This window comes from Pseudomonas sp. GL_093 (genome assembly GCF_057837605.1).
In genome coordinates this window covers 1,827,771-1,846,847 of sequence record NZ_CM174448.1, presented here as the reverse complement: position 1 = coordinate 1,846,847, position 19,077 = coordinate 1,827,771, and the positions used below count along the sequence as shown (strand labels likewise).

Genomic DNA, 19,077 nt, shown 5'->3' with positions numbered 1-19,077 from the left:
GAACGTAGCAACAAGTTTCATGCCAGTTGTCAGGCTTTAGTGCTGAACAACAGACTGCTCGCATCATTCAAACTATTGGCCAGCCTAAGGACTTCTTCGTTGGGGATCTGACGAACCACTTCACCGGAGTCACTGGCAATCACTTTGACCACTACTTTTCCAGAAGGCTCGTCAATCGAGAATTCCAGATTGCGCTTGACCGACTGAACAAATTTTTCAATTTCCTGGACGGCCATTTTCAGTTGGTCCCGTTCGGTTACCGCGTCCTTCTTTTCATCCTTGACCGGTGCCACGACAGCAGCATCGGCTCGAGGCTTCTGCGCTGGAGTATCAGCAACAGTCGTCGCTGGCTTCACCGCCGGATAAGACAAGTTCAGCTTCACGCTCATATCCATGTCCATCACCTCTTAAAGTAAAAAAGCGAGAGAGCACGACCAGCGCACTCCCCCGCCAAAACTCACCCAGCTATTACTGAAGCAGTTTCAGTACAGCGGATGGCAGTTGGTTGGCCTGGGCCAGAACTGCGGTGGAAGCTTGTTGCAGAGTTTGCTGCTTGGTCAGCTGAGCGGTTTCTGCTGCGAAGTCGGTATCCTGGATACGACCTTGAGCGGCAACGGAGTTCTCAGACATGTTCTGCAGGTTGTTGGTGGTGCTCTGGAAGCGGTTTTGTACAGCACCCAGGTCAGCACGAGTGTTGTTGATTGTCTGCAGGGCGGTATCGATTTTGTCGATGGCGGCCAGAGCAGCAGTGTGAGCAGCTGCGTCGCTGGTGCCGGAGATAGCGATGGTACCGGTACCCACACCCAGAGCACTGGCGGCGAAGCTGCTGCTCATTACAACGCTGATCTGCTGGTCTGCACCGGTCATTGCGCCAACCTGGAACTGCATGGTACCGGCGGAGCCGTCCAGCAGGTGCTTGTTGGTGCCGAAAGTGGTGGAAGTAGCGATACGAGTCAGTTCGTCGGACTTCGCAGAGAATTCCTTGTTCAGCGCAGCACGTTCAGAGGTGCTGTTCGAGTCGTTCGTGGCTTGCAGAGCCAGTTCACGCATACGCTGCAGGATGTTGGTCGATTCAGCCAGTGCGCCTTCAGCGGTCTGGGTGATCGAAACACCGTCGTTGGCGTTTTTGATCGCTACGGCAGAACCGGTGATCATGGTTTGCAGTTTGGTAGCGATTTGCAGGCCAGCAGCGTCGTCTTTAGCGCTGTTGATACGCAGGCCGGAAGACAGGCGAGTCATCGAAGTGCTGAGTGCATCGGAAGAGCGGTTCAGGTTCTTCTGAACAGCCAGCGAAGTAGTGTTGGTGTTTACGGTTAAAGCCATGACGAAATCCTCGTTGGTTGGGTACTGCGGCTTCCGGCCCTGGCAACCGCCGGGTGTGGCCTAGAGAACCTTCGTAATAGTTATCGTCGGGTTTGGGTGTTGCTTGAGGGGATTTTTGAAAATATTTGCCATCACACTGCCACCCCTCAGTAAACAAGGGGTTAGCGGGCGCAAGGAATGGAAAAGTGACGCCAGAAAAGCACCGCAGACTGTGAACTGGCTCACAGTCGCGGTGTAGAGAGCGGGGAAAAAGCAGAATCGACAGTTCGGGTTTAGCGCCCTTCAACCATTCTCAACAGCTCGACCACTTCATATTCCAGAAAGTCGGCCAGGCTCAACCAATCCTGACGCTCCTGACAGTCGAGCATGCTCATGAGCGTCTGCGCCCACTGTTGTTGCACTGAGGCCGTCGCCCCATCGAAGGTCGACATGCATTGGGCAAACAGATCGACCATCGCCACAGCGGCCTCGACATCGCGCCCCAGCCGAAACAATGAAGCGCACTGACCGGCGCTTGTACTGAACTCGACGACCTGACTCATTGCACGAACTCTGGATTGAACGTCGTACCGGCGATCATTGCGCCCGCCCGACTGCTATTGAAGAAACGCACCTGAGGATGCCCGCCGATGTAACGCTCCACCTCACACAGGTAACTCCGGAAATTGAGCTGTGTCTTTATTCGCTGCCCATTGCCGTCCAGTACCCAATTCTTGGCAACACCCAGCTGCGGCCCCAGTTGGCCGTCGCCCCAGCCAGCGTGGGTCTTGTTCATCGGAAAGGCGAAGTCGGCACCGAACAGGGTAATGCGCGAGCCGCCCATCTTGACCGCCAGATCGATGGCCGGATGAATCACGCTGCCACCGACAAACAACTCGGCTCGCAGGATCTGCTGGCGTATCTGGTTATAGATCGGACTGGCGGAGTAACCCACATAACGCTTGCCCTGCCAGGCTTCCAGCACTGAAGTATCGGTCATCGGCAAGTACACCAGCCGGGTGCCGGCCGAGTCCTGGGCAGGTAAATGGTAGGCGCTGATTTTCACATCGATGGTGACCACCACATCGGGCTTGATGCCCCGCTCCAGCAAAGGCCGATAGGCCGTGTCGACGCAGATGAACAACGGGCGATCGGCTTGCCCGCGGATTTCCCGCAGGCGCTGGAAATGCTGCTCCAGGCTCGGCCCGGTCGCGATGACGTAGATTTCCTCACCCACCCGTGTATCAAACAGCTCGGCGACATCGCTGTCCGTGCGTAGCAACGGGAGACTGACTTGCAAGCGTTCGACGATCTGCGGGTCGTCGGCCTTGAAGTCACGATTGTTAAAGCTCAGGTGTATTTCGCTGATCAGGCGATCGCGAATTTTTGCGTTGAAATCATCGGCCAGCACCAACTCCGACGGCAAGGCGAAAAACGGTAACTGGATTTCCGCCAGATCGCCGGCATACAGCAACTCAACTCTCGGATCGCCAAGCCACGGCTGTTGATCAAGCAATTGCAGCACCAGCGCAAACACCGCGCCGTTGAGGATGTGCACGTACAAACGCTCAAGCCCGGCGCGCGCCAGCAGCTCCATTTGCAGATCGCCAAGCCCGGTGCCGTAGACATGCACCACCGGACTGTCGGCGGGCAGGCTGTCGGCCTGAAGCCTGGCCTCACGGGTGCGGTCATGGCGACTGGTCAGCTGAATGCCATTGATACTCAGCGTCGAGCCCAGGCCTTCCACCAGCTCAGCCTGCAACAGGCTTGTGTTCTCAACCAGCAAGCGCGCAGACAGCATTGGCCAGCGATGCTGTATGACTTCGACGTTGCGCTCAAAGAACTCGCTCATGGAGCCTCGCTTTTCGTTCAGGCAAAAAAATAGCGCTCAAGGTTACACCTTGAACGCTTTTTTTGTGCCTGGCTTTCTTTGATTAAAAAGCCTGGAATCAAGGGCGATAGATGATCGCCGATCCCCAGGACAATCCAACGCCGAAACCGCTCAACGCGACGCGCTTCCAGTCAGAGTCCAGGACATGTTTTTCCAACAGCAACGGAATGCTCGATGACACCGTGTTGCCGGTCTCGACCATGTCCTTGATGAACTTCTCCGGTTCACCTTCAAAGCGTCGTGCCACCGCGTCGACAATCGCGGCACTGCCCTGGTGAATGCAGAATGCGTCGATATCGTCGGCCGTCAGGCCCGAGTCGCCCAGCAGCTCATGCAAATGCGCCGGGACTTTAAGCAGCGCAAAATTGAACACCTGACGGCCGTTCATGAAGAACACGCCATCGGTCACCTTCAGGTGCGGTGCACCGGAACCGTCGGTGCCGAACTTGGCCTTGCCCAACTGCCATGGCGCGTCTTCGCCCATCCAGGTGGCGGTAGCCGCATCACCGAAGAGCATGGTGGTGTTGCGGTCTTCCGGATCGACAATCTTCGAGTACGGATCGGCAGTCACCAACAGGCCATTCTTCAGGCCGGCGGCTTCCATGAACCCCTTGATCGCATAGATGCCATAGACATAGCCGGAGCAGCCCAGGGAAATATCGAACGCGGCGACGGTGGTCGGCAGTCCGAGTTTGTCCTGAACGATGGCCGCCGTGTGCGGCAGGCCTTCTTCGTCGCCGTTCTGAGTGACGACGATCAGTACGTCGATGGATTCACGTTTCAAATCGGGATTGTTGGCGAACAGCGCGTTGACTGCTTCGACACACAGGTCCGAGGTTTCCTGCCCGGCGTCTTTGCGTGGCAGAAAGGCCGAACCGATTTTGCCCAGGATGAATTCTTCATCCTTTTCGAATTTTGCACCTTGCGCGTAATTGTCCACGCCGGCTACAGGAACGTAGCTCGCAATGCTTTTTATGCCAATCATTACGGCTTCCCAATAATAAACAGCCCAATACCACCGCTCGCAACGAATCGAGGGGCGCCGACAAACAGAGAAAAATGTCGCCCCGAAGGAGCGACAGACGGGAAGAATAAAAGGCTATCACTGGGTCAAAAAGACACCAGGCGCCACCTCCCCAATTAATACAATACAGTGAAGATGCGCGTTATGACTCGCAGGTCACGCTATTTTGCCGAATCTGGCCGATAAGGCGTTATTCGACCAACGACCAATCCAGCGGCGTTCCGCGCTTGATGGCCTGGCGGGCGCGGCGGCCCAGAAGGCTTTCAGTGTGTTTGGGGGCTAACCCCAGACCAGGACGAATGGCCCGCAGATTGGCGGCGGTGAAGGGCTCGCCGGCCGCCATGTCCTGAGTCACATACAGCGAACGGCGATACACCACCGACTTGCGCTCGGCTTCCGTCACGCCGTAATGCACATGGCCCATGGCCTGCCAGGCGCGTTCGGTTTCGATCACCAGACTGGCCAGCTCCGCAGGCTCCAGAGAGAAACTGGCATCCACACCACCCGCCGCACGATCAAGGGTGAAATGTTTTTCCACCACCGTCGCCCCCAGTGCCACCGCGGCGACAGACACTCCGACGCCCATGGAGTGATCGGACAGGCCAACTTCACAGCCAAACAATTCGCGCAGGTGAGGAATCGTCCGCACGTTGCTGTTGGCTGGTGTCGCTGGGTAAGTGCTGGTGCACTTGAGCAACACCAGATCCCGGCAGCCGGCCTCACGAGCGGCACGCACGGTTTCGTCGAGTTCAGCGATGCTGGCCATGCCGGTCGAAATGATCAAAGGCTTGCCGGTGGCGGCGACCCGCCGAATCAGTGGCAGGTCGGTGTTTTCGAAACTGGCGATCTTGTAGGCCGGTACGTCGAGGCTTTCGAGGAAGTCCACCGCAGTGTCATCAAAGGGAGTCGAGAAGGCGAGCATGCCCAGCTCCTTTGCGCGGGCAAATATTGGCGCGTGCCATTCCCAGGGTGTATGAGCCTTCTCGTACAACGCGTACAGCGAAGAACCGGCCCAGAGGCTGTTCGGGTCCTTGATGAAGAACTCACCTTCGGACAGGTCCAGGGTCATGGTCTCGGCGGTGTAGGTTTGCAGCTTCAAGGCATGTGCCCCGGCCTTGGCTGCGGCCTCGACGATCTGCAGCGCCACGTCAAGGGACTGGTTATGGTTGCCACTCATCTCGGCAATGATGAACGGTGGCGCATCGGCACCGATGGTGCGATGGCCAATCTTGAAGCTAGTCATTGCGGTGATCCTTTAAAACGCGCGTGAACGCGCAATTACTCTGAGTGAAACCGGCCCCGAACAGCCGTCAGGCATCGTCCAGGGACGCCTTGCGAACCTGCAGTACCGCACCGGCGAGCGCTGCCGCAACCCGCTGCGCACCACGCCCATCGACCAGCTGCCGCGAGTGTTCGGCCAGACTCTGGCGTAACCCCTGATTGCCCGCGAGAAAAGCGATGGCCTGACGCAACTGCTCGACACTGACGTGCTCGCGGTTGCCTAGATACACATGGGAACCCAAGGCCGCCATGATTTCACCGTTGGCTTGCTGATTGTTCGAGACCGCAATGCAGATCGTCGGCAACCCCATGGCCGCCCGCTCCCAACTGGTGCCGCCGCCGGCACCGACAAACAGGTCAGCCTCGGTCATCAAACGATAAAAGTCGCTGACAAAACGGTGTAATCGCCAGTTCGGACGACTGGCTGCAAGTGCCTGCATCTGCGTCCAGGCCGGGTTGTCGGCACCGGCGACGAAATCGACTTCCAGATCATGCAAATCCGCCAGCGCCAGCATCGCGTGGTGGGTCTGCATCGCCGCATCGAAGCCGCCAAAGTTCACCAGCACCCGTTTGGCCTGAGGTTTGATCGGGATCGCCGGGCAACAAAACTCATCGCGCAACATCGCGAAACGTGGCCCCAGCAACGTCTGGCAATTGGGCGCCACCCGCGAAGCATAGGCCTGCGGCGTACCCGAAAGATTCTGATTGAGCAGCAAGTCAACGCTGTACGTGCGAGTGGCGAGGTCGTCCACCGCGGCAATCCGTGGCGCCCAGCGGCGGGCTGCGGTTTGCCAGTGATGATCGAGGCCGTAGTGATCGACGACAATCCAGTCGAAGGCTGGATGGCTTTCCAATGCTTGCCCTAACGCAGCAATGTCCGCCTGCCATGGCAGCATGGATTCGATCGCCTGTTGCGGGTCTTCATCGGGATAGCGATCCGGTAGCGCGAAGGTCTCGAAGCCCTCGGCGGCGAGACTGTCCAGCCGATGCCCAGGCAGCAGGCGACACGCGAAAGCAACGTGCGCGCCCTGCTTGCGCAGCGCTCTGGCCAGGGTCAGGCACCGGGCGATATGGCCGCTGCCAATGGTCGGCGACGCGTCGGCGCGGATCAACACTCTCATTGCAGCTCCCCCCCTGCCCTCAACGCGGCGTAGAGGTATTCGGCACGTTTCCAGTCTTGCGGGGTATCGATGTCCTGCACCAGATGCCGTGGCAGAATCACCGGCAGGCTCGCCGGGGAGAACATGACATCGCCGCGCAACCAGGCTTCGCTGCGGCCCCAGTAGAACTGGCCGGCGTCCTGAAAGGCTTCGGCCAAATCCTGGGAGCGGGTGTTGCGAAATTCCGGGTAGAGCGAGGTCAATGCGCCCTGCGCATCGAGGACCAAGGCACGCTGCACCGCAAAGCCGAAACTGCTGACAGAAAACGCGAAAGACTTCTCCGGATGCTGCTCCAGCAACTCACGGCCGTGACGTAAATAACGTGCCTGCAACAAGGGGGCGGTGGCATAGATGCAGCAGGCATAGTCGAACGCTTGCAATTCATTCAAGGCATGAACGATGACCGCTGAGGTCCCGGTGAAATCATCCGCCAATGAAGCAGGACGCATGAACGGTACCTGAGCGCCGTTGGCCCGCGCGACGTCAGCGATTTCTTCATCGTCGGTACTGACGATTACCTCGTCGAACAGGTTCGAATCCAGCGCCGTGCGGATCGAGCGGACGATCATCGGCACGCCGTCGAACGGCTTGAGGTTCTTGCGCGGAATTCGCTTGCTGCCACCACGGGCAGGAATGATCGCAACACTGCTCAGGACACTACTCCTCAAGGACCAGCCGCCGCAGTTGCTCGACGATATAGTCCTGTTGTTCATCGCTCAGCAGAGGAAACAGCGGCAGGCTGATCGCCTCGGCGTAATAGCGTTCGGCCTGAGGAAAATCACCCTCGGCAAAACCCAGCTCACGATAGTAGGGCTGCAAATGCAGCGGAATATAGTGCAGGTTTACACCGACACCGGCCGCTCGCAAGCCTTCGAATATTTGTCGATGGCTGAGGTTGATCCGATCCGTCTGCAACCGCACCACGTACAGATGCCACGCCGATTCCGCCTCTGGTTGAGGGCTGGGCAAGGTCAGCGGCAAGTACGCCAGCAATCGGTCATAACGGGCCGCCAGTTCACGCCGACGCTCGATGAAGCCATCAAGCTTGTTCAGCTGTGACAGACCGAGGGCTGCCTGCAAATCGGTGATCCGGTAGTTAAAGCCCAATTCCACTTGCTGGTAGTACCAGGGACCGTGGCTGGGTTCGGTCATCTGCGCCGGATCGCGGGTCATGCCGTGGCTGCGCAGGCGCTGTAAACGCTCGGCCAGCTCCGGGCGATTGGTCAGGACCATGCCGCCCTCGGCGCTGGTGATGATTTTCACCGGGTGGAAACTGAACACGGTCATCGCCGCGAATTCACCGCAACCCACCGGACGCCCGGCATAGGACGCGCCAACCGCGTGAGAGGCATCCTCAATCACCGTAAAGCCATAGCGCTCGGCCAGCTCGGCGATCATGCGCATGTCACAGCTCTGACCGGAAAACGCCACGGCCACCAGAACCTTCGGCAGCGTGCCGTCGCGCTCGGCAGCTTCGAGCTTCGCCGCCAGGGTAAAGGCGTCAAGGTTCCAGGTCAGCGGATCGATGTCGATGAAGTCCACGTCGGCGCCGCAATAGCGACCACAGTTGGCCGAGGCCAGAAAGGTGTTCGGCGTGGTCCACAAGCGGTCACCCGGCCCAAGTCCGGCTGCCAGGCAAGCAATGTGCAGCGCGGCGGTGGCGTTGCACACCGCCACCGCGAAATCGGCTTGACAACGCTCGGCCATGGCCTGCTCGAAGCGTTCAATGGTCGGTCCTTGTGTCAGCCAGTCGGACTGCAACACGGCAACTACCGCATCGATGTCTGTCTGATCGAGGCTTTGCCGACCATAGGGAATCATACCGACAGCTCTGCGTGCAGGTCTGCGATCTGGCCGATCGACAAGAAGTGCGGATTAGTGTCGGAGCGGTATTCGAAATCTTCGCTCACCGGCTTGCCCTGCTCGCCCAATTTGTCCACGGCGAAATCCACGTCGACGCTGGTGAAACGGATCGACGGTTGAATCGTGTAGTGATCGGCGAACTCCAGGGTCATGCGTGCGTCGTCCAGCGGCACCATCAGCTCATGGAGCTTTTCGCCCGGACGAATCCCGACGTTCTTGTGCGGCAAATGCTCGGCCAGGCCCAGCGCCAGATCGACGATGCGAATCGACGGGATCTTGGGCACAAAAACTTCGCCGCCGTGCATGCGGGCAAAGCTGTCGAGTACGAACTGCACGCCGTGATCGAGGGTGATCCAGAAGCGCGTCATGCGTTCATCGGTGATCGGCAACTCTGTCGCGCCCTCGGCCATCAGCTTTCTGAAAAACGGCACTACCGAACCGCGCGAGCCGGCCACATTACCGTAGCGAACCACGGAAAAACGGGTTTGCTGTTCGCCGGCAATATTGTTGGCGGCCACGAACAATTTGTCCGACAGCAACTTGGTCGCACCGTACAGGTTGATCGGGCTGGCGGCTTTGTCGGTGGAGAGCGCTACGACTTTCTTCACGCCATTATCGATGGCCGCCGCGATGATGTTTTCCGCGCCGTTGACGTTGGTGCGAATGCATTCGGTGGGGTTGTATTCCGCCGCCGGCACGTGTTTCAGCGCCGCGGCGTGTACCACGTAATCAATGCCGCGCATGGCCTGACGCAAACGCTCGGCATCGCGCACATCGCCCAGAAAATAGCGCATGCACGGTGCGTTGAACGTCTGCTGCATCTCGTACTGCTTGAGTTCATCGCGCGAGAACACCACCACCCGCTTCGGCTGATATTGCTCCAGCAACCGACGAATGAATTTGCGCCCGAACGAGCCGGTGCCGCCAGAGATGAAAATCGATTTACCGTTGAACATGCCTTGAGTCCTTTTACCTGTCAGCCAGGCTTATGCGAGCAACTGCGCCCAGTTCACACTGCAGGCGTCGCCGAGGGTAAAGCCCTTGCCGGTCAAGGCCAGGTTGATGTTATAGGCCGGGTCTTGCGCGAAGCGTGACTGCCACTTGTCGCGCAGCGCCGCACTGACCTGTGGCGCCTGCGCCAGGGTACCCGGATGGAGAATCTGCACTTGCGGTGTCCAGACCGTCAGGAACCCGGCATCGGCGACTTTCAGGCACAGATCGATATCGCCCAGTGTCTCGTCGAAATGCTCTTCATCCAGACCGCCCACGGCTTCATAGAGATCTTTGCGAACCATCAGGCAGGCCCCGGAAACTGCCGAGTAATTCTGCTCGACCACAAGGCGCTGCATATAACCGGTGGCCTCTTTCTTTTCACCCATGAACGCAGAACCCACGTCGCCATTCAAACCCAGGATCATCCCGGCGCCCGTCACCTTGCCTTCATCGTCCACCAGTTTGCCACCCACCACGCCGACTTCCGGACGCTGTGCCTGATTGAGCAGCGATTCGACCCAGTTGGCATTGACCACCTGCGCGTCGGCCGCCAGCAGCACCAGGAACGCGCCCTGCGCTTGGCGACTGGCGAGATTGTGCAAGGCAGACACGCTCAACCGTTGCTCGGCCCGGATGACCCGAATCCGGCCACGACCGTTTTGTTCCAGATTGTCGAGCCACGCGAGCAACTCAGGGGACTGACTATGGTTGTCGGCGATCAGCAACTCATGATTCTGGTAACGTGTACGTTGCAACACGCTGACGACGCACCGCTGCAAATCAGCCACGTTGTCTTGGGCGACAATGATGATCGACACGCGAGGGCGGTCACTGTGACGGTAATCCACGCGGTACACGCCAGATGATTCGTTGCTGACCTGAGCCTGATAGCCACGGGTAGCAAGATGGCGAACCAGGGTCTGACGTTCATGCTCGTTGGCTGCCAGCGCAGGTGCCTGACAGATCAGCAAGGGTTCAGAGAGGTGGGCGAGGCCTGCCAGGCCACCGTTCTCGATCAGGCGCAACAGCAGATCGAACTCCGCAGCCTGACTGAATTCGCGGCTGTAGCCACCGGCTTCGACCCACACGTCGCGCCGAATCAACCAATGTCGCGCCATCAACGAAGGAACGCTTTGCAGCAGGTCCAGGTTGAAGTCCGGGCGGAAAACCGGTGTCAGGGTCCCGCTGGCCTGACGATGGACTTCATCGGCGCAGACGGCCCGACACTCAGGCGCGGCGAGCAATTCGACGCTGGCCTGAATCAGACCGCTGGAGGTGAACTCATCGCCCGCCTCAGCCAGTAACAGCCAGTCGCAACGGGTGTTCGGCACCACCTGATTGATCTTTTCGATGTAGTTGTCGGCACTGACCTTGACGAAATGCAGGGTATTTTCAACGCGGGTGGCCGAGGTGATTTCGCCTGTGGTGAACACCACGATCTGGAACGCGCGGAAATGGCTGTCCAACAGACTGTCGAAAGTCGCCTGCAATTTGTCGGCATCGTTGTTCAGGTCCAGCAACAAAATGCAGAACCGCGGACTCCCCCCCTTCGCGGCCAGATGACGGGCAATAGACGCGGCCTGCTCTTTATCAGGTCCTCGCGCCTCCAGCCAGTTCAGCAATTGCCCGGTAGGCATTTTGTCCAGCAACACTCGGCTGTCCTGGGTCGATACCGTATCCAGACGTCCAGCCCAGGCCGAGAGCACGTCGGCCTCATCGCTCTCGCCATCGTTACGCAGCGCCAGCGCCAGGCGCTTGACGACCTTGCGGTTGAACGCGTTGCACGACAGGGCCTTCCACAGGCGAGCCTTGATTGTTCGCTCGGTGTCGTTGCCATGGGTGCGCAGCAGTTGTTCCTGCTCCAGCAGCACCGCTTCGAGGCGTTCAAGCTGCAGCTTGCCCGCGGGCATGGCGTGCAAGAGGAATTCGAACTCGGTCAGGCGATCGAAAAAGGGCTGGTTGTAGAACGGCATTTCGACGAACTGAGTCGGGCCGAATTCGCGGACCGGGCCCTTGAACGGATCACTCCAGGTCGAATGGAAAATCGGCTCGGTGGTCAGTGAACGTCGCTGCAACAAGCACTGCGACATGGCCGCAAAACTTTCCAGAGCGAATGCGCGGGTCTGCGCCTGATCGCGACCGGCAATCGCGGTCGGCACGGTGGACAGAAAGTCGGCAAACTTCTCCCGCTCGGCCACGGATTTGGCATCGGTAAAACTGAGCACAAACACCACCTCGGTGTTGTGTTCCGAAGCGCCATAGTTGGCTTCGCGCACCACGTAAGGGATCGGCAGAATCCGGGCCTTGGCCGATGCCAGCAAGTAATACACATGGCCGATTTCCTGCCATTCGAAGCTCAGTTCTTCAGGCATCAGGTCGTACCACTGACGCAGCAGCGCCGTGCGCGTGACGGCGAAGAACGGCGGAATGAACTGGCCCATGTAATCGAGCACCCGGTCTTCGGCGCGCTCGCTGGCGTAGTCTTCCTGAACTTTCTTGTCGCGACGGTAGTAGGTCACTCGGGTCGCGTCGGTCAGGTACATCATGCAGTAGCCATGACACATGCCGTAGTCCGGGTTCGCCTCCAGAAATTCCACCGACTCGGTCAACGCACCGTGCAGCAGGAAATCGTCGTCCGCGGCAAAGGCCATGTACGGCGTGGTGACCAGGCCAATGCCGTGCTTGAGCTTGGCCTGGAAACCCAGGTAGGAAAATTGCGGCAAGTGCTGGTACTGAACGTGCGGATAGGCCTCGGCGACCCCTGTGTCCGGCGCACTGGAGGAGTCCAGCACAATGATCGTGCACGGATAATTGCTGTAGTACTGCAGCGTACGGCGCAAAAACGCTGGCCGGTTGTGGGTGGCCAGCAGCAGCGTGAAACGCTCGCCCAGTGGTGCAACTTGTTCAGAACCGAAATGACCTTGCATACCTTTCCCCGCAGCCGGCGACGCGCCCGATGAACTCAATGACATGACGTTGCTTAACGAACCCGACGCAGGTAGCCGTCCGGAGCGACGGTGATCAGCAGCTTGTTCTGCAGCTGACGGTCGATCTCGAAGTCGCGGTTTTCTTCCAGGTATTTCCACACGGCAGTCTTCGGGTTGTCGCCCGGGCCCCACGGACGATCCGGGAAAAAGTCGGCCGGCATGTCTTCAACCACGGTGTCCATGACCACGCAGTAGCTGTCCACCGACACCAGTGGCGCGTACAGGCGCAGTTCTTCCAGCACGTGATCGTGGGTGTGGTTGGAGTCGAGTACCAGAATGACTTTCTTGCCTTCGGCAGCGGCGCGCACTTGTTCGGCGATGGCCGGATCAATGCTCGAACCTTCGATCATCTTGATGCGCTTGCTCATCGGATGGCTTTCGATGGCTTCGCGGTTGTGCGGACGAATGTCGAGGTCGATGCCCAACACTTCACCGTGACCTTGCAGCTCCAGCAGCGATGCGTAGTAGATGATCGAACCGCCGTGGGCGATACCGCACTCGATCACCAGGTCGGGTTTGACCTGCCAGATGATTTCCTGCATCGCCATCATGTCTTGCGGCAGCTGAATGATCGGACGGCCCATCCACGAGAAGTGGTAGCTGTACTTGTGCTTGGCCGACTGGTTGAAGAAATCCTGGGCCAGACCGGTGAGTGTCTGGTCATCGCCCTGACGCGCGATTTCTGCCTGGCATTCGGCTTCGAAGGCTTTATTGATGGTGTTGTCGGTCATCTGAAAATTCTCAATAGTCACTGGAACGAAGCGCTGTCGACGGCGTGATAGACGTAGCGTCCACCGGTCATCCGCTTGATTTCTTCGAGGTAGTTGGAGTTCATCACAAACAGATGGGCGCCTTCGGGCAGGGCATCCATGGCCTCTTGCGGCGAGGACACCCGCACGCCGCTCAGAGGCAGATAACGGCCCTGCTTGGCCGGATTGATATCCACCACACGATCCACCGCCACACCGGCCCGTTGCAGGAACAGCGAATAGATCACGCCTTTGGACGACGCGCCCCAGATCGCCGAACCTTGTTCGGGTGCGGCCTGAATAATCTGCACCGCGCGCTCAAGACTGCCGGTGAAACCTTCGGGCAGGTCCAGGCGCGGCACCGTTTGCTCCGGGGTCAGGCGCAAGGTCGAAAGGTCGGCCACGATGTACAGGTATTGGCCACCGAACAGGTGACCAGCCTCATGCACGGTGCCGAACATCCGGCGCAGGTCATCGAGGCGGAAATAATTGACGTGCTCGTAGAACAGGTCGAACCAGGCGCGGTGATCGATGATCCAGTCGAAGCACGGCACTTCGATGTAGATCTGTCCGCCCTGATTGGCGTCGGCCATCTCGGCGAGGAAGCTCACCGGATCCTGAATGTGTTCCAGCACATGACGCAGCACGATGGCGTCCGCCGCCAGACCCAGCCCGCGCGTGAACGGGGCCTTGATCACGTCGATATTATCGCCTTCGTAGGCCGGGTCGATGCCGGTGATGGCATAGCCCAGACCTTTGAGGAGTTCTAGAAAATAACCTTTGCCGCAGCCGACTTCGATCAGTTCCCGGCCCTTGAAGTGCCGGGCAATGATCCCTTCGACATCGCTCAGGTGCTTCTGGAACTGACCGGAATGCGCCTGCTCGTTCTGGTAATCGGCGTCGTAGCTGAGCTTGTCGGCATCGAAGGCCTGGTTGAAGATCAACCCGCTCTGCTCATCTTGTACCAACACCATGTCGGCAGAGGCCGAAGCCCTGGCCGATTGCGGGTCGGCAAAGGTGCGATTCTGCAACACGGGCAGGTCGGCGACCCGATACAACTCATGCGTCATGCTCTGCTCCCAGTAACTGTTGCAAGCGGTCCGCCACGCCCCAGAACGCCATCGGTTCATGGGTCGGATAGGGATAGTGACCGAGGTTCAAATGGATCGATGCGCCACGCTCACGCAGCCGCTGCTCGACCAGCGCCCGGACCGAAACCGGCTGGCCGCTGGAACAATTGATCACGCCATTGAAGTCCCGCTGTTGCAGGATCGCCGCGAGGTAACCGGCGGCCGTATCGATCGCCAGGTAATCGCGCAATTGTTCACCGGCCGACATGTTGAAACGTTCTTCCCCGGCATCGATCGCCCGGTCCAGCGCCGCCAGCAAACTGTTGGGGTTCTGTCCGGTGCCGTGCAGGTAAAACAGCCGCGCCCATTGCAAGGTGAACGGTTGAACCCGCTGCAAATTTTCGAGGAACACGCGCAGGGAGTTTTTTGCCAGCCCGTAAGGATTGCTCGGCTGCGGCGCACTCTGTTCACTGAGCGGCCCACTCTGCATGCCGTATTCGAAACAGGTCCCGGTGACCAGTACCTGCGACACGCCCGCCTCGACCGCGCCCTTGATGAACCGGTAATCGGCCATCAGGTTGTGCTCGAAGTGAAACAGCGCCTGATAGTTCGGCAACCCTGGCCAGGCCAGGTGCGCCAAGGCATCGACGCCATCGGTCAGCGCAGCGATGTCCAGGTCGGCGGCGTGAATATCCGCTGCGATGAACTCCACGGCATTGATCCACGGCATGCTCGCGGCGATTTCGACGTTGCGCGCCACGGCCCGGACCTGACAGCCACGGGCGAGCAAGGCAGCGACCAGATGCCGGCCGACGAACCCGGTGGCACCGGTGACCAGGACCTTCACAGCACGGTCAACTCAGGCACGGCGATGACGAATCGGCCATCCCACTCGCGAACCTGAGCCAGTTGCTGACTGACTTCGTGCAGCAGGTTCCACGGCAGGACCAGGACGTAGTCCGGCTTCTCGATGTCGATCTGCGCCGGCGAAACGATCGGGATACGACTGCCCGGCAAGTACTTGCCCTGCTTGTGCGGGTTGGCATCGGCGACCCAGGCCAGCAGGTCCGGCTTGACCCCGGCGTAGTTGAGCAAGGTGTTGCCCTTGGCGGCGGCGCCGTATCCGACCACACGCTTGCCGTCGGCTTTCGCCTGCAACAGGAAACGCAGCAGTTCGTGTTTGATGCGTTCGGCGGCCGGCGCGAGGGTCGTGTAGTACTCGGGGGTTTTCACACCGGCGGCGAGTTCGGCCTGCAACTGTTGCTGAACCGCTGGTAGCACGTCGCGGCGAACGCCATCAGCTCGCTGGACGAAGACACGCAGCGAACCGCCGTGGGTCGACAGCTGACTGACATCGAACACTTCCAGACCGTTGCGCGCGCACAACGTCTGTACGGCGGTCAGTGACAGGTAGGAATAGTGCTCGTGATACAGCGTGTCGAATTGCTGCCCGGCCATCAGCGTCAGCAGCTGCGGAAACTCGAACGTCGCCACACCGGTCGGCTTGAGCAAGATCGCGAAACCACCGAGGAAATCATTGATGTCCGGTACGTGGGCCAGCACGTTGTTGGCGGCCATCAGGTCAGCGGCCCAGCCTTCGGCGCTCAGCTGCGAAGCGGTGTCGCGGCCGAAGAACAGCTCACGAATCTCCAGGCCTTTTTCCCGTGCCGCTTGCGCGGTGCTGCGGGTCGGCTCGACGCCCAGACAAGGGATGCCGCGCCCGGCCACGTACTGCAACAAGTAACCGTCGTTGGCGGCGATTTCCACCACGCGACTGTCGGCGGTCAGGCCAAAGCGCTCGACCATCTCGCCCACATAGCGCTCGGCATGGGCCAGCCAGGTGCTGGAGAACGAACTGAAATAGGCGTACTCGGCGTCGAACAGGCTGTCGGCGCGGGTGTAATCCTCGGTCTGCACCAGCCAGCACTGCTGACACACCGCAACCTTCAGCGGCACCCATTGCTCGGCTTGTTCCAGCTGATCAGCGCGCACGTAGGCGTTGGACGGCGGCGAAGTGCCGAGGTCAATCAGCGGCAAAGCCAGCGGAGTAGCGCAACCACGGCAATTCATACACGCACTCCAGCGAAGTGTTCATCGAGCAAGGGATGGCTGGAATCCCTGGCCGACAGATTATTGACAGGCAACGGCCAGGCAATCGCCAGCCGTGAATCGTTCACCGATAAACCACCCTCGTGCGCAGGCGCGTAATCAGCGCTGTGCAAGTAAAGCAATTCGGCGTCATCGGTGAGGGTTTGGAAACCGTGGGCAAAACCGGCCGGGATCAACAGGCTACGACCGTCGCCGGCCCGCAGGTGTTCGGCGTGCCAGTGCAGGAAGGTCTCGGAGTCCGGGCGCAAATCCACCGCCACGTCCCAGACTTCACCACGCAGGCAGGTGATCAGCTTGGCTTCCGGTGCGCTGGCGTTCTGATAATGCAGACCGCGCACACTGCCGCGTTCGCGGGTGCAGGAATGGTTGATCTGGCGGATATGAAACGGCTGGCCGAAGGCGCTCAGGCTGCCTTCGCAGAACAGCCGCGCGAAGTGCCCGCGCTCATCTTCGAAGCGTTTGTGTTGCACGCTGAACAGCCCGGCCAGCGGCAATGGTTTCAACAGAAACTCGCTCACAGCGCGCCTCGGTACAGGTTCAGCTGACCCAACGTGATGGCGCGCATGTCGTCGCCGTTTTGCCACGCCAGGTGCCAATCGAGGGTCTGGGTCAGGCACTGCTGTAACGACCAGCGCGGTGTCCAGGCCAGCCGTTGACGGGCGCGGCTGCTGTCCAGACGCAGCAGACCGGCCTCATGCAGATCACTCGGCTCGATGCGCAATCCGCGTGCTTGCGGCCAGCGGTTGGCGAGCATTTCGACCACTTCGCCGACGCTGCACATGTCCGCTTCGCTCGGGCCGAAGTTCCAGGCGCCAGCGAACTCGGGACCTTGCTCGTAAAGGCCGGCAGCCAGTTGCAGGTAACCGGCCAACGGCTCCAGCGCGTGCTGCCAGGGGCGTACGGCTTGCGGGTAGCGCAGGGTCACCGGCTCATCCGCCGACCAGGCCTTGAGCACGTCAGGGATCAAGCGTTCCGGCGCAAAGTCACCACCGCCCAGCACGTTGCCGGCCCGGGCCGTGGCCAGCGCAAGACCGTGTTCGGCATAGCGCTCGGCCGGGAAGAACGACGCCGCGTAAGACTGGGCCAGCAACTCGCAGCAAGCCTTGCTGCTGCTATAGGGATCATGTCCGCCGAGGGCTTCGTCTTCGCGGTACGGCCACAGCCATTCTTTGTTCGCGTAAACCTTGTCGGTGGTCACCAGCACACACGCGCGCACGCCACCGACCTGGCGGATCGCTTCAAGCAGATTGAGCGTGCCCATGACGTTGCTGGAGTAAGTCCCCAGCGGGTCGCGATAACCTTCACGCACCAGAGGCTGAGCTGCCAGGTGCAGGACGATTTCCGGTTGCACCTCGGCAATCAGTTCCAGCAAGGCGCCCAGATCACGCAGATCACCGCGTTGATCGTTGATGCCTTCGGCCACCCGCGCCAGCTCGAACAAACTCGGCTCGGTCGACGGATCAAGCGAAAATCCGCTGACGTCGGCACCGAGGCTTTGCAGCCACAATGTCAGCCAGCTGCCTTTGAAACCGGTATGGCCGGTCAACAGAACCCGCTTGCCGCGCCAGAATTCCGGGCTCAGTCCCATAGTTTCCATGGGGCCTCCCCGCTCTGCCACAACGCCTCAAGGTGATTCTTGTCGCGCAGGGTGTCCATCGGGTGCCAGAAGCCGTCGTGCTGAAAGGCCTGCAACTGCTCCTCGGTGGCCAATGCGGCCAGAGGTTCGGCTTCCCAGGAGGTTTGATCGTCAGCGATATACGGCAGCACTTTGGGCGACAGCACGAAGAAACCGCCGTTGATCCAGCCACCGTCGCCGCGCGGTTTCTCGGTGAAACCCAACACTTTGTCGCCGTCACGCTCCAGTGCGCCGTAACGTCCCGGGGGTTGCACGGCGGTCACGGTGGCGAGCTTGCCGTGGGCCAAATGGAAATCCACCAGGGCTCCGATGTTGAGGTCCGAGACACCGTCGCCGTAGGTAAAGCAGAAGGCCTGTTCACCTTCCACATAACGCGCGGCGCGGCGCAGGCGGCCACCGGTCATGGTGTCGTCGCCGGTGTCGATCAGCGTGACGCGCCACGGCTCGCTGTAGTTCTGGTGAACGTCCATGCGGTTGTTGCACATGTCGAAGGTGACATCAGAGGTGTGCAGGAAGTAGTTGGCGAAGAAGTCCTTGATCGCATACCCCTTGTAGCCCAGGCAAATCACGAAGTCGTGGATACCGTGGGCGGAGTACTGCTTCATGATGTGCCAGAGAATTGGCTTGCCGCCGATTTCGATCATCGGCTTTGGCTTGAGGTGCGACTCCTCGCTGATGCGCGTGCCCAGGCCACCCGCCAAAATAACTGCCTTCATCGTCTCCCCTCTTGTTCTTCACAGGGCTCAGCCAAGCTGTATCAAGCTTTTGCGGGCCTTCTGGCTAAAACCTTTTTGCCGTTCATAGCGCCTCCGGACAGGCCGGGAGTGCTCGTTTTATGGCGATGCAAGGGGGACTTGCAGGAAACGCGCCAGCTCCACGCGTCCATCGGGCAGCACTTTTCGCATAAAAAAAGGCCGGACATCACTGCCTAATGCTGTTCACTTAAGATTGGAGTACATATCCGTTTCTGCGGTGATGGCTGATTACGGTTTCGCTTTTACAGCGAGTCACT

The 19,077-nt window shown here is 59.7% G+C and carries 17 protein-coding genes and 1 pseudogene; all 18 read right to left on the bottom strand.

Features of this window, described 5'->3' with window-relative positions; genetic code table 11:
• Positions 1-29: 29 nt before the first annotated feature.
• Positions 30-395, bottom strand: coding sequence for a flagellar protein FlaG (locus AC3IUE_RS08295; protein ID WP_056742096.1), 366 nt, complete (start codon positions 393-395; stop codon positions 30-32).
• Between the two features lie 73 nt (positions 396-468).
• Complete coding sequence (locus AC3IUE_RS08290; protein WP_489266694.1) at positions 469-1,323, bottom strand: flagellin domain-containing protein; 855 nt, start codon at positions 1,321-1,323, stop codon at positions 469-471.
• A 272-nt stretch (positions 1,324-1,595) separates the two neighbouring features.
• Positions 1,596-1,865 carry a hypothetical protein gene (locus tag AC3IUE_RS08285; RefSeq protein WP_056742098.1) on the bottom strand — a complete coding sequence of 90 codons (270 nt, stop codon included), beginning with the start codon at positions 1,863-1,865 and terminating at the stop codon, positions 1,596-1,598.
• Positions 1,862-3,154 (bottom strand): motility associated factor glycosyltransferase family protein, encoded by a 1,293-nt coding sequence (locus AC3IUE_RS08280; protein ID WP_489266692.1) that lies wholly within the window; start codon positions 3,152-3,154, stop codon positions 1,862-1,864. The genes AC3IUE_RS08285 and AC3IUE_RS08280 overlap by 4 nt, the downstream gene beginning before the upstream one ends.
• Before the next feature lie 97 nt (positions 3,155-3,251).
• Positions 3,252-4,178, bottom strand: coding sequence for a ketoacyl-ACP synthase III (locus AC3IUE_RS08275; RefSeq protein WP_056742101.1), 927 nt, complete (start codon positions 4,176-4,178; stop codon positions 3,252-3,254).
• A 229-nt stretch (positions 4,179-4,407) separates the two neighbouring features.
• The gene (gene pseI / locus AC3IUE_RS08270; protein WP_489266690.1) at positions 4,408-5,460 is read right to left on the bottom strand and encodes a pseudaminic acid synthase; all 1,053 of its coding nucleotides are present in this window, start codon (positions 5,458-5,460) and stop codon (positions 4,408-4,410) included.
• A gap of 70 nt (positions 5,461-5,530) precedes the next feature.
• A pseudogene (pseG, locus tag AC3IUE_RS08265) lies at positions 5,531-6,619 on the bottom strand (UDP-2,4-diacetamido-2,4,6-trideoxy-beta-L-altropyranose hydrolase); the annotation flags it as partial.
• Complete coding sequence (pseF, locus tag AC3IUE_RS08260; RefSeq protein WP_489268766.1) at positions 6,616-7,311, bottom strand: pseudaminic acid cytidylyltransferase; 696 nt, start codon at positions 7,309-7,311, stop codon at positions 6,616-6,618. The pseudogene pseG and the gene pseF, both read right to left, overlap by 4 nt.
• A 4-nt stretch (positions 7,312-7,315) precedes the next feature.
• On the bottom strand, positions 7,316-8,479 hold the full coding sequence (gene pseC, locus AC3IUE_RS08255; RefSeq protein WP_489266688.1) for a UDP-4-amino-4,6-dideoxy-N-acetyl-beta-L-altrosamine transaminase: 1,164 nt from the start codon (positions 8,477-8,479) through the stop codon (positions 7,316-7,318).
• Complete coding sequence (gene pseB, locus AC3IUE_RS08250) at positions 8,476-9,477, bottom strand: UDP-N-acetylglucosamine 4,6-dehydratase (inverting) (RefSeq protein ID WP_489266686.1); 1,002 nt, start codon at positions 9,475-9,477, stop codon at positions 8,476-8,478. The genes pseC and pseB overlap by 4 nt, the downstream gene beginning before the upstream one ends.
• A 30-nt stretch (positions 9,478-9,507) precedes the next feature.
• A complete protein-coding gene (locus AC3IUE_RS08245; RefSeq protein WP_489266684.1) occupies positions 9,508-12,441 on the bottom strand; it encodes a TIGR00180 family glycosyltransferase in 2,934 nt (977 codons plus the stop codon).
• Between the two features lie 53 nt (positions 12,442-12,494).
• The gene (locus tag AC3IUE_RS08240; RefSeq protein ID WP_056742111.1) at positions 12,495-13,232 is read right to left on the bottom strand and encodes a cephalosporin hydroxylase family protein; all 738 of its coding nucleotides are present in this window, start codon (positions 13,230-13,232) and stop codon (positions 12,495-12,497) included.
• Positions 13,233-13,249: 17 nt separating this feature from the next.
• Positions 13,250-14,320 carry a class I SAM-dependent methyltransferase gene (locus AC3IUE_RS08235; RefSeq protein ID WP_489266681.1) on the bottom strand — a complete coding sequence of 357 codons (1,071 nt, stop codon included), beginning with the start codon at positions 14,318-14,320 and terminating at the stop codon, positions 13,250-13,252.
• On the bottom strand, positions 14,310-15,167 hold the full coding sequence (locus AC3IUE_RS08230; protein WP_489266679.1) for an NAD-dependent epimerase/dehydratase family protein: 858 nt from the start codon (positions 15,165-15,167) through the stop codon (positions 14,310-14,312). Before AC3IUE_RS08230 ends, AC3IUE_RS08235 begins: the two co-directional genes overlap by 11 nt.
• On the bottom strand, positions 15,164-16,390 hold the full coding sequence (locus AC3IUE_RS08225; protein WP_489266677.1) for a methyltransferase domain-containing protein: 1,227 nt from the start codon (positions 16,388-16,390) through the stop codon (positions 15,164-15,166). The genes AC3IUE_RS08230 and AC3IUE_RS08225 overlap by 4 nt, the downstream gene beginning before the upstream one ends.
• The gene (locus AC3IUE_RS08220; RefSeq protein ID WP_056742118.1) at positions 16,387-16,947 is read right to left on the bottom strand and encodes a dTDP-4-dehydrorhamnose 3,5-epimerase family protein; all 561 of its coding nucleotides are present in this window, start codon (positions 16,945-16,947) and stop codon (positions 16,387-16,389) included. Before AC3IUE_RS08220 ends, AC3IUE_RS08225 begins: the two co-directional genes overlap by 4 nt.
• Positions 16,944-18,026, bottom strand: a complete 1,083-nt coding sequence (rfbG, locus tag AC3IUE_RS08215) for a CDP-glucose 4,6-dehydratase (RefSeq protein ID WP_489266674.1) — start codon at positions 18,024-18,026, stop codon at positions 16,944-16,946. The genes AC3IUE_RS08220 and rfbG overlap by 4 nt, the downstream gene beginning before the upstream one ends.
• On the bottom strand, positions 18,008-18,781 hold the full coding sequence (gene rfbF / locus AC3IUE_RS08210; RefSeq protein WP_056742122.1) for a glucose-1-phosphate cytidylyltransferase: 774 nt from the start codon (positions 18,779-18,781) through the stop codon (positions 18,008-18,010). Before rfbF ends, rfbG begins: the two co-directional genes overlap by 19 nt.
• Between the last annotated feature and the right edge of the window lie 296 nt (positions 18,782-19,077).

Bases quoted from the DNA above. Each gene is read 5' to 3' on its own strand.
- pseB (WP_489266686.1), bottom strand. From the start codon at position 9,477: ATGTTCAACGGTAAATCGATTTTCATCTCTGGCGGCACCGGCTCGTTC.
- AC3IUE_RS08280 (WP_489266692.1), bottom strand. From the start codon at position 3,154: ATGAGCGAGTTCTTTGAGCGCAACGTCGAAGTCATACAGCATCGCTGG.
- AC3IUE_RS08245 (WP_489266684.1), bottom strand. From the start codon at position 12,441: ATGCAAGGTCATTTCGGTTCTGAACAAGTTGCACCACTGGGCGAGCGT.
- AC3IUE_RS08275 (WP_056742101.1), bottom strand. From the start codon at position 4,178: ATGATTGGCATAAAAAGCATTGCGAGCTACGTTCCTGTAGCCGGCGTG.
- AC3IUE_RS08225 (WP_489266677.1), bottom strand. From the start codon at position 16,390: ATGAATTGCCGTGGTTGCGCTACTCCGCTGGCTTTGCCGCTGATTGAC.
- AC3IUE_RS08240 (WP_056742111.1), bottom strand. From the start codon at position 13,232: ATGACCGACAACACCATCAATAAAGCCTTCGAAGCCGAATGCCAGGCA.
- rfbG (WP_489266674.1), bottom strand. From the start codon at position 18,026: ATGGAAACTATGGGACTGAGCCCGGAATTCTGGCGCGGCAAGCGGGTT.
- pseI (WP_489266690.1), bottom strand. From the start codon at position 5,460: ATGACTAGCTTCAAGATTGGCCATCGCACCATCGGTGCCGATGCGCCA.
- AC3IUE_RS08290 (WP_489266694.1), bottom strand. From the start codon at position 1,323: ATGGCTTTAACCGTAAACACCAACACTACTTCGCTGGCTGTTCAGAAG.
- AC3IUE_RS08295 (WP_056742096.1), bottom strand. From the start codon at position 395: ATGGATATGAGCGTGAAGCTGAACTTGTCTTATCCGGCGGTGAAGCCA.
- rfbF (WP_056742122.1), bottom strand. From the start codon at position 18,781: ATGAAGGCAGTTATTTTGGCGGGTGGCCTGGGCACGCGCATCAGCGAG.
- AC3IUE_RS08285 (WP_056742098.1), bottom strand. From the start codon at position 1,865: ATGAGTCAGGTCGTCGAGTTCAGTACAAGCGCCGGTCAGTGCGCTTCA.
- pseC (WP_489266688.1), bottom strand. From the start codon at position 8,479: ATGATTCCCTATGGTCGGCAAAGCCTCGATCAGACAGACATCGATGCG.
- AC3IUE_RS08235 (WP_489266681.1), bottom strand. From the start codon at position 14,320: ATGACGCATGAGTTGTATCGGGTCGCCGACCTGCCCGTGTTGCAGAAT.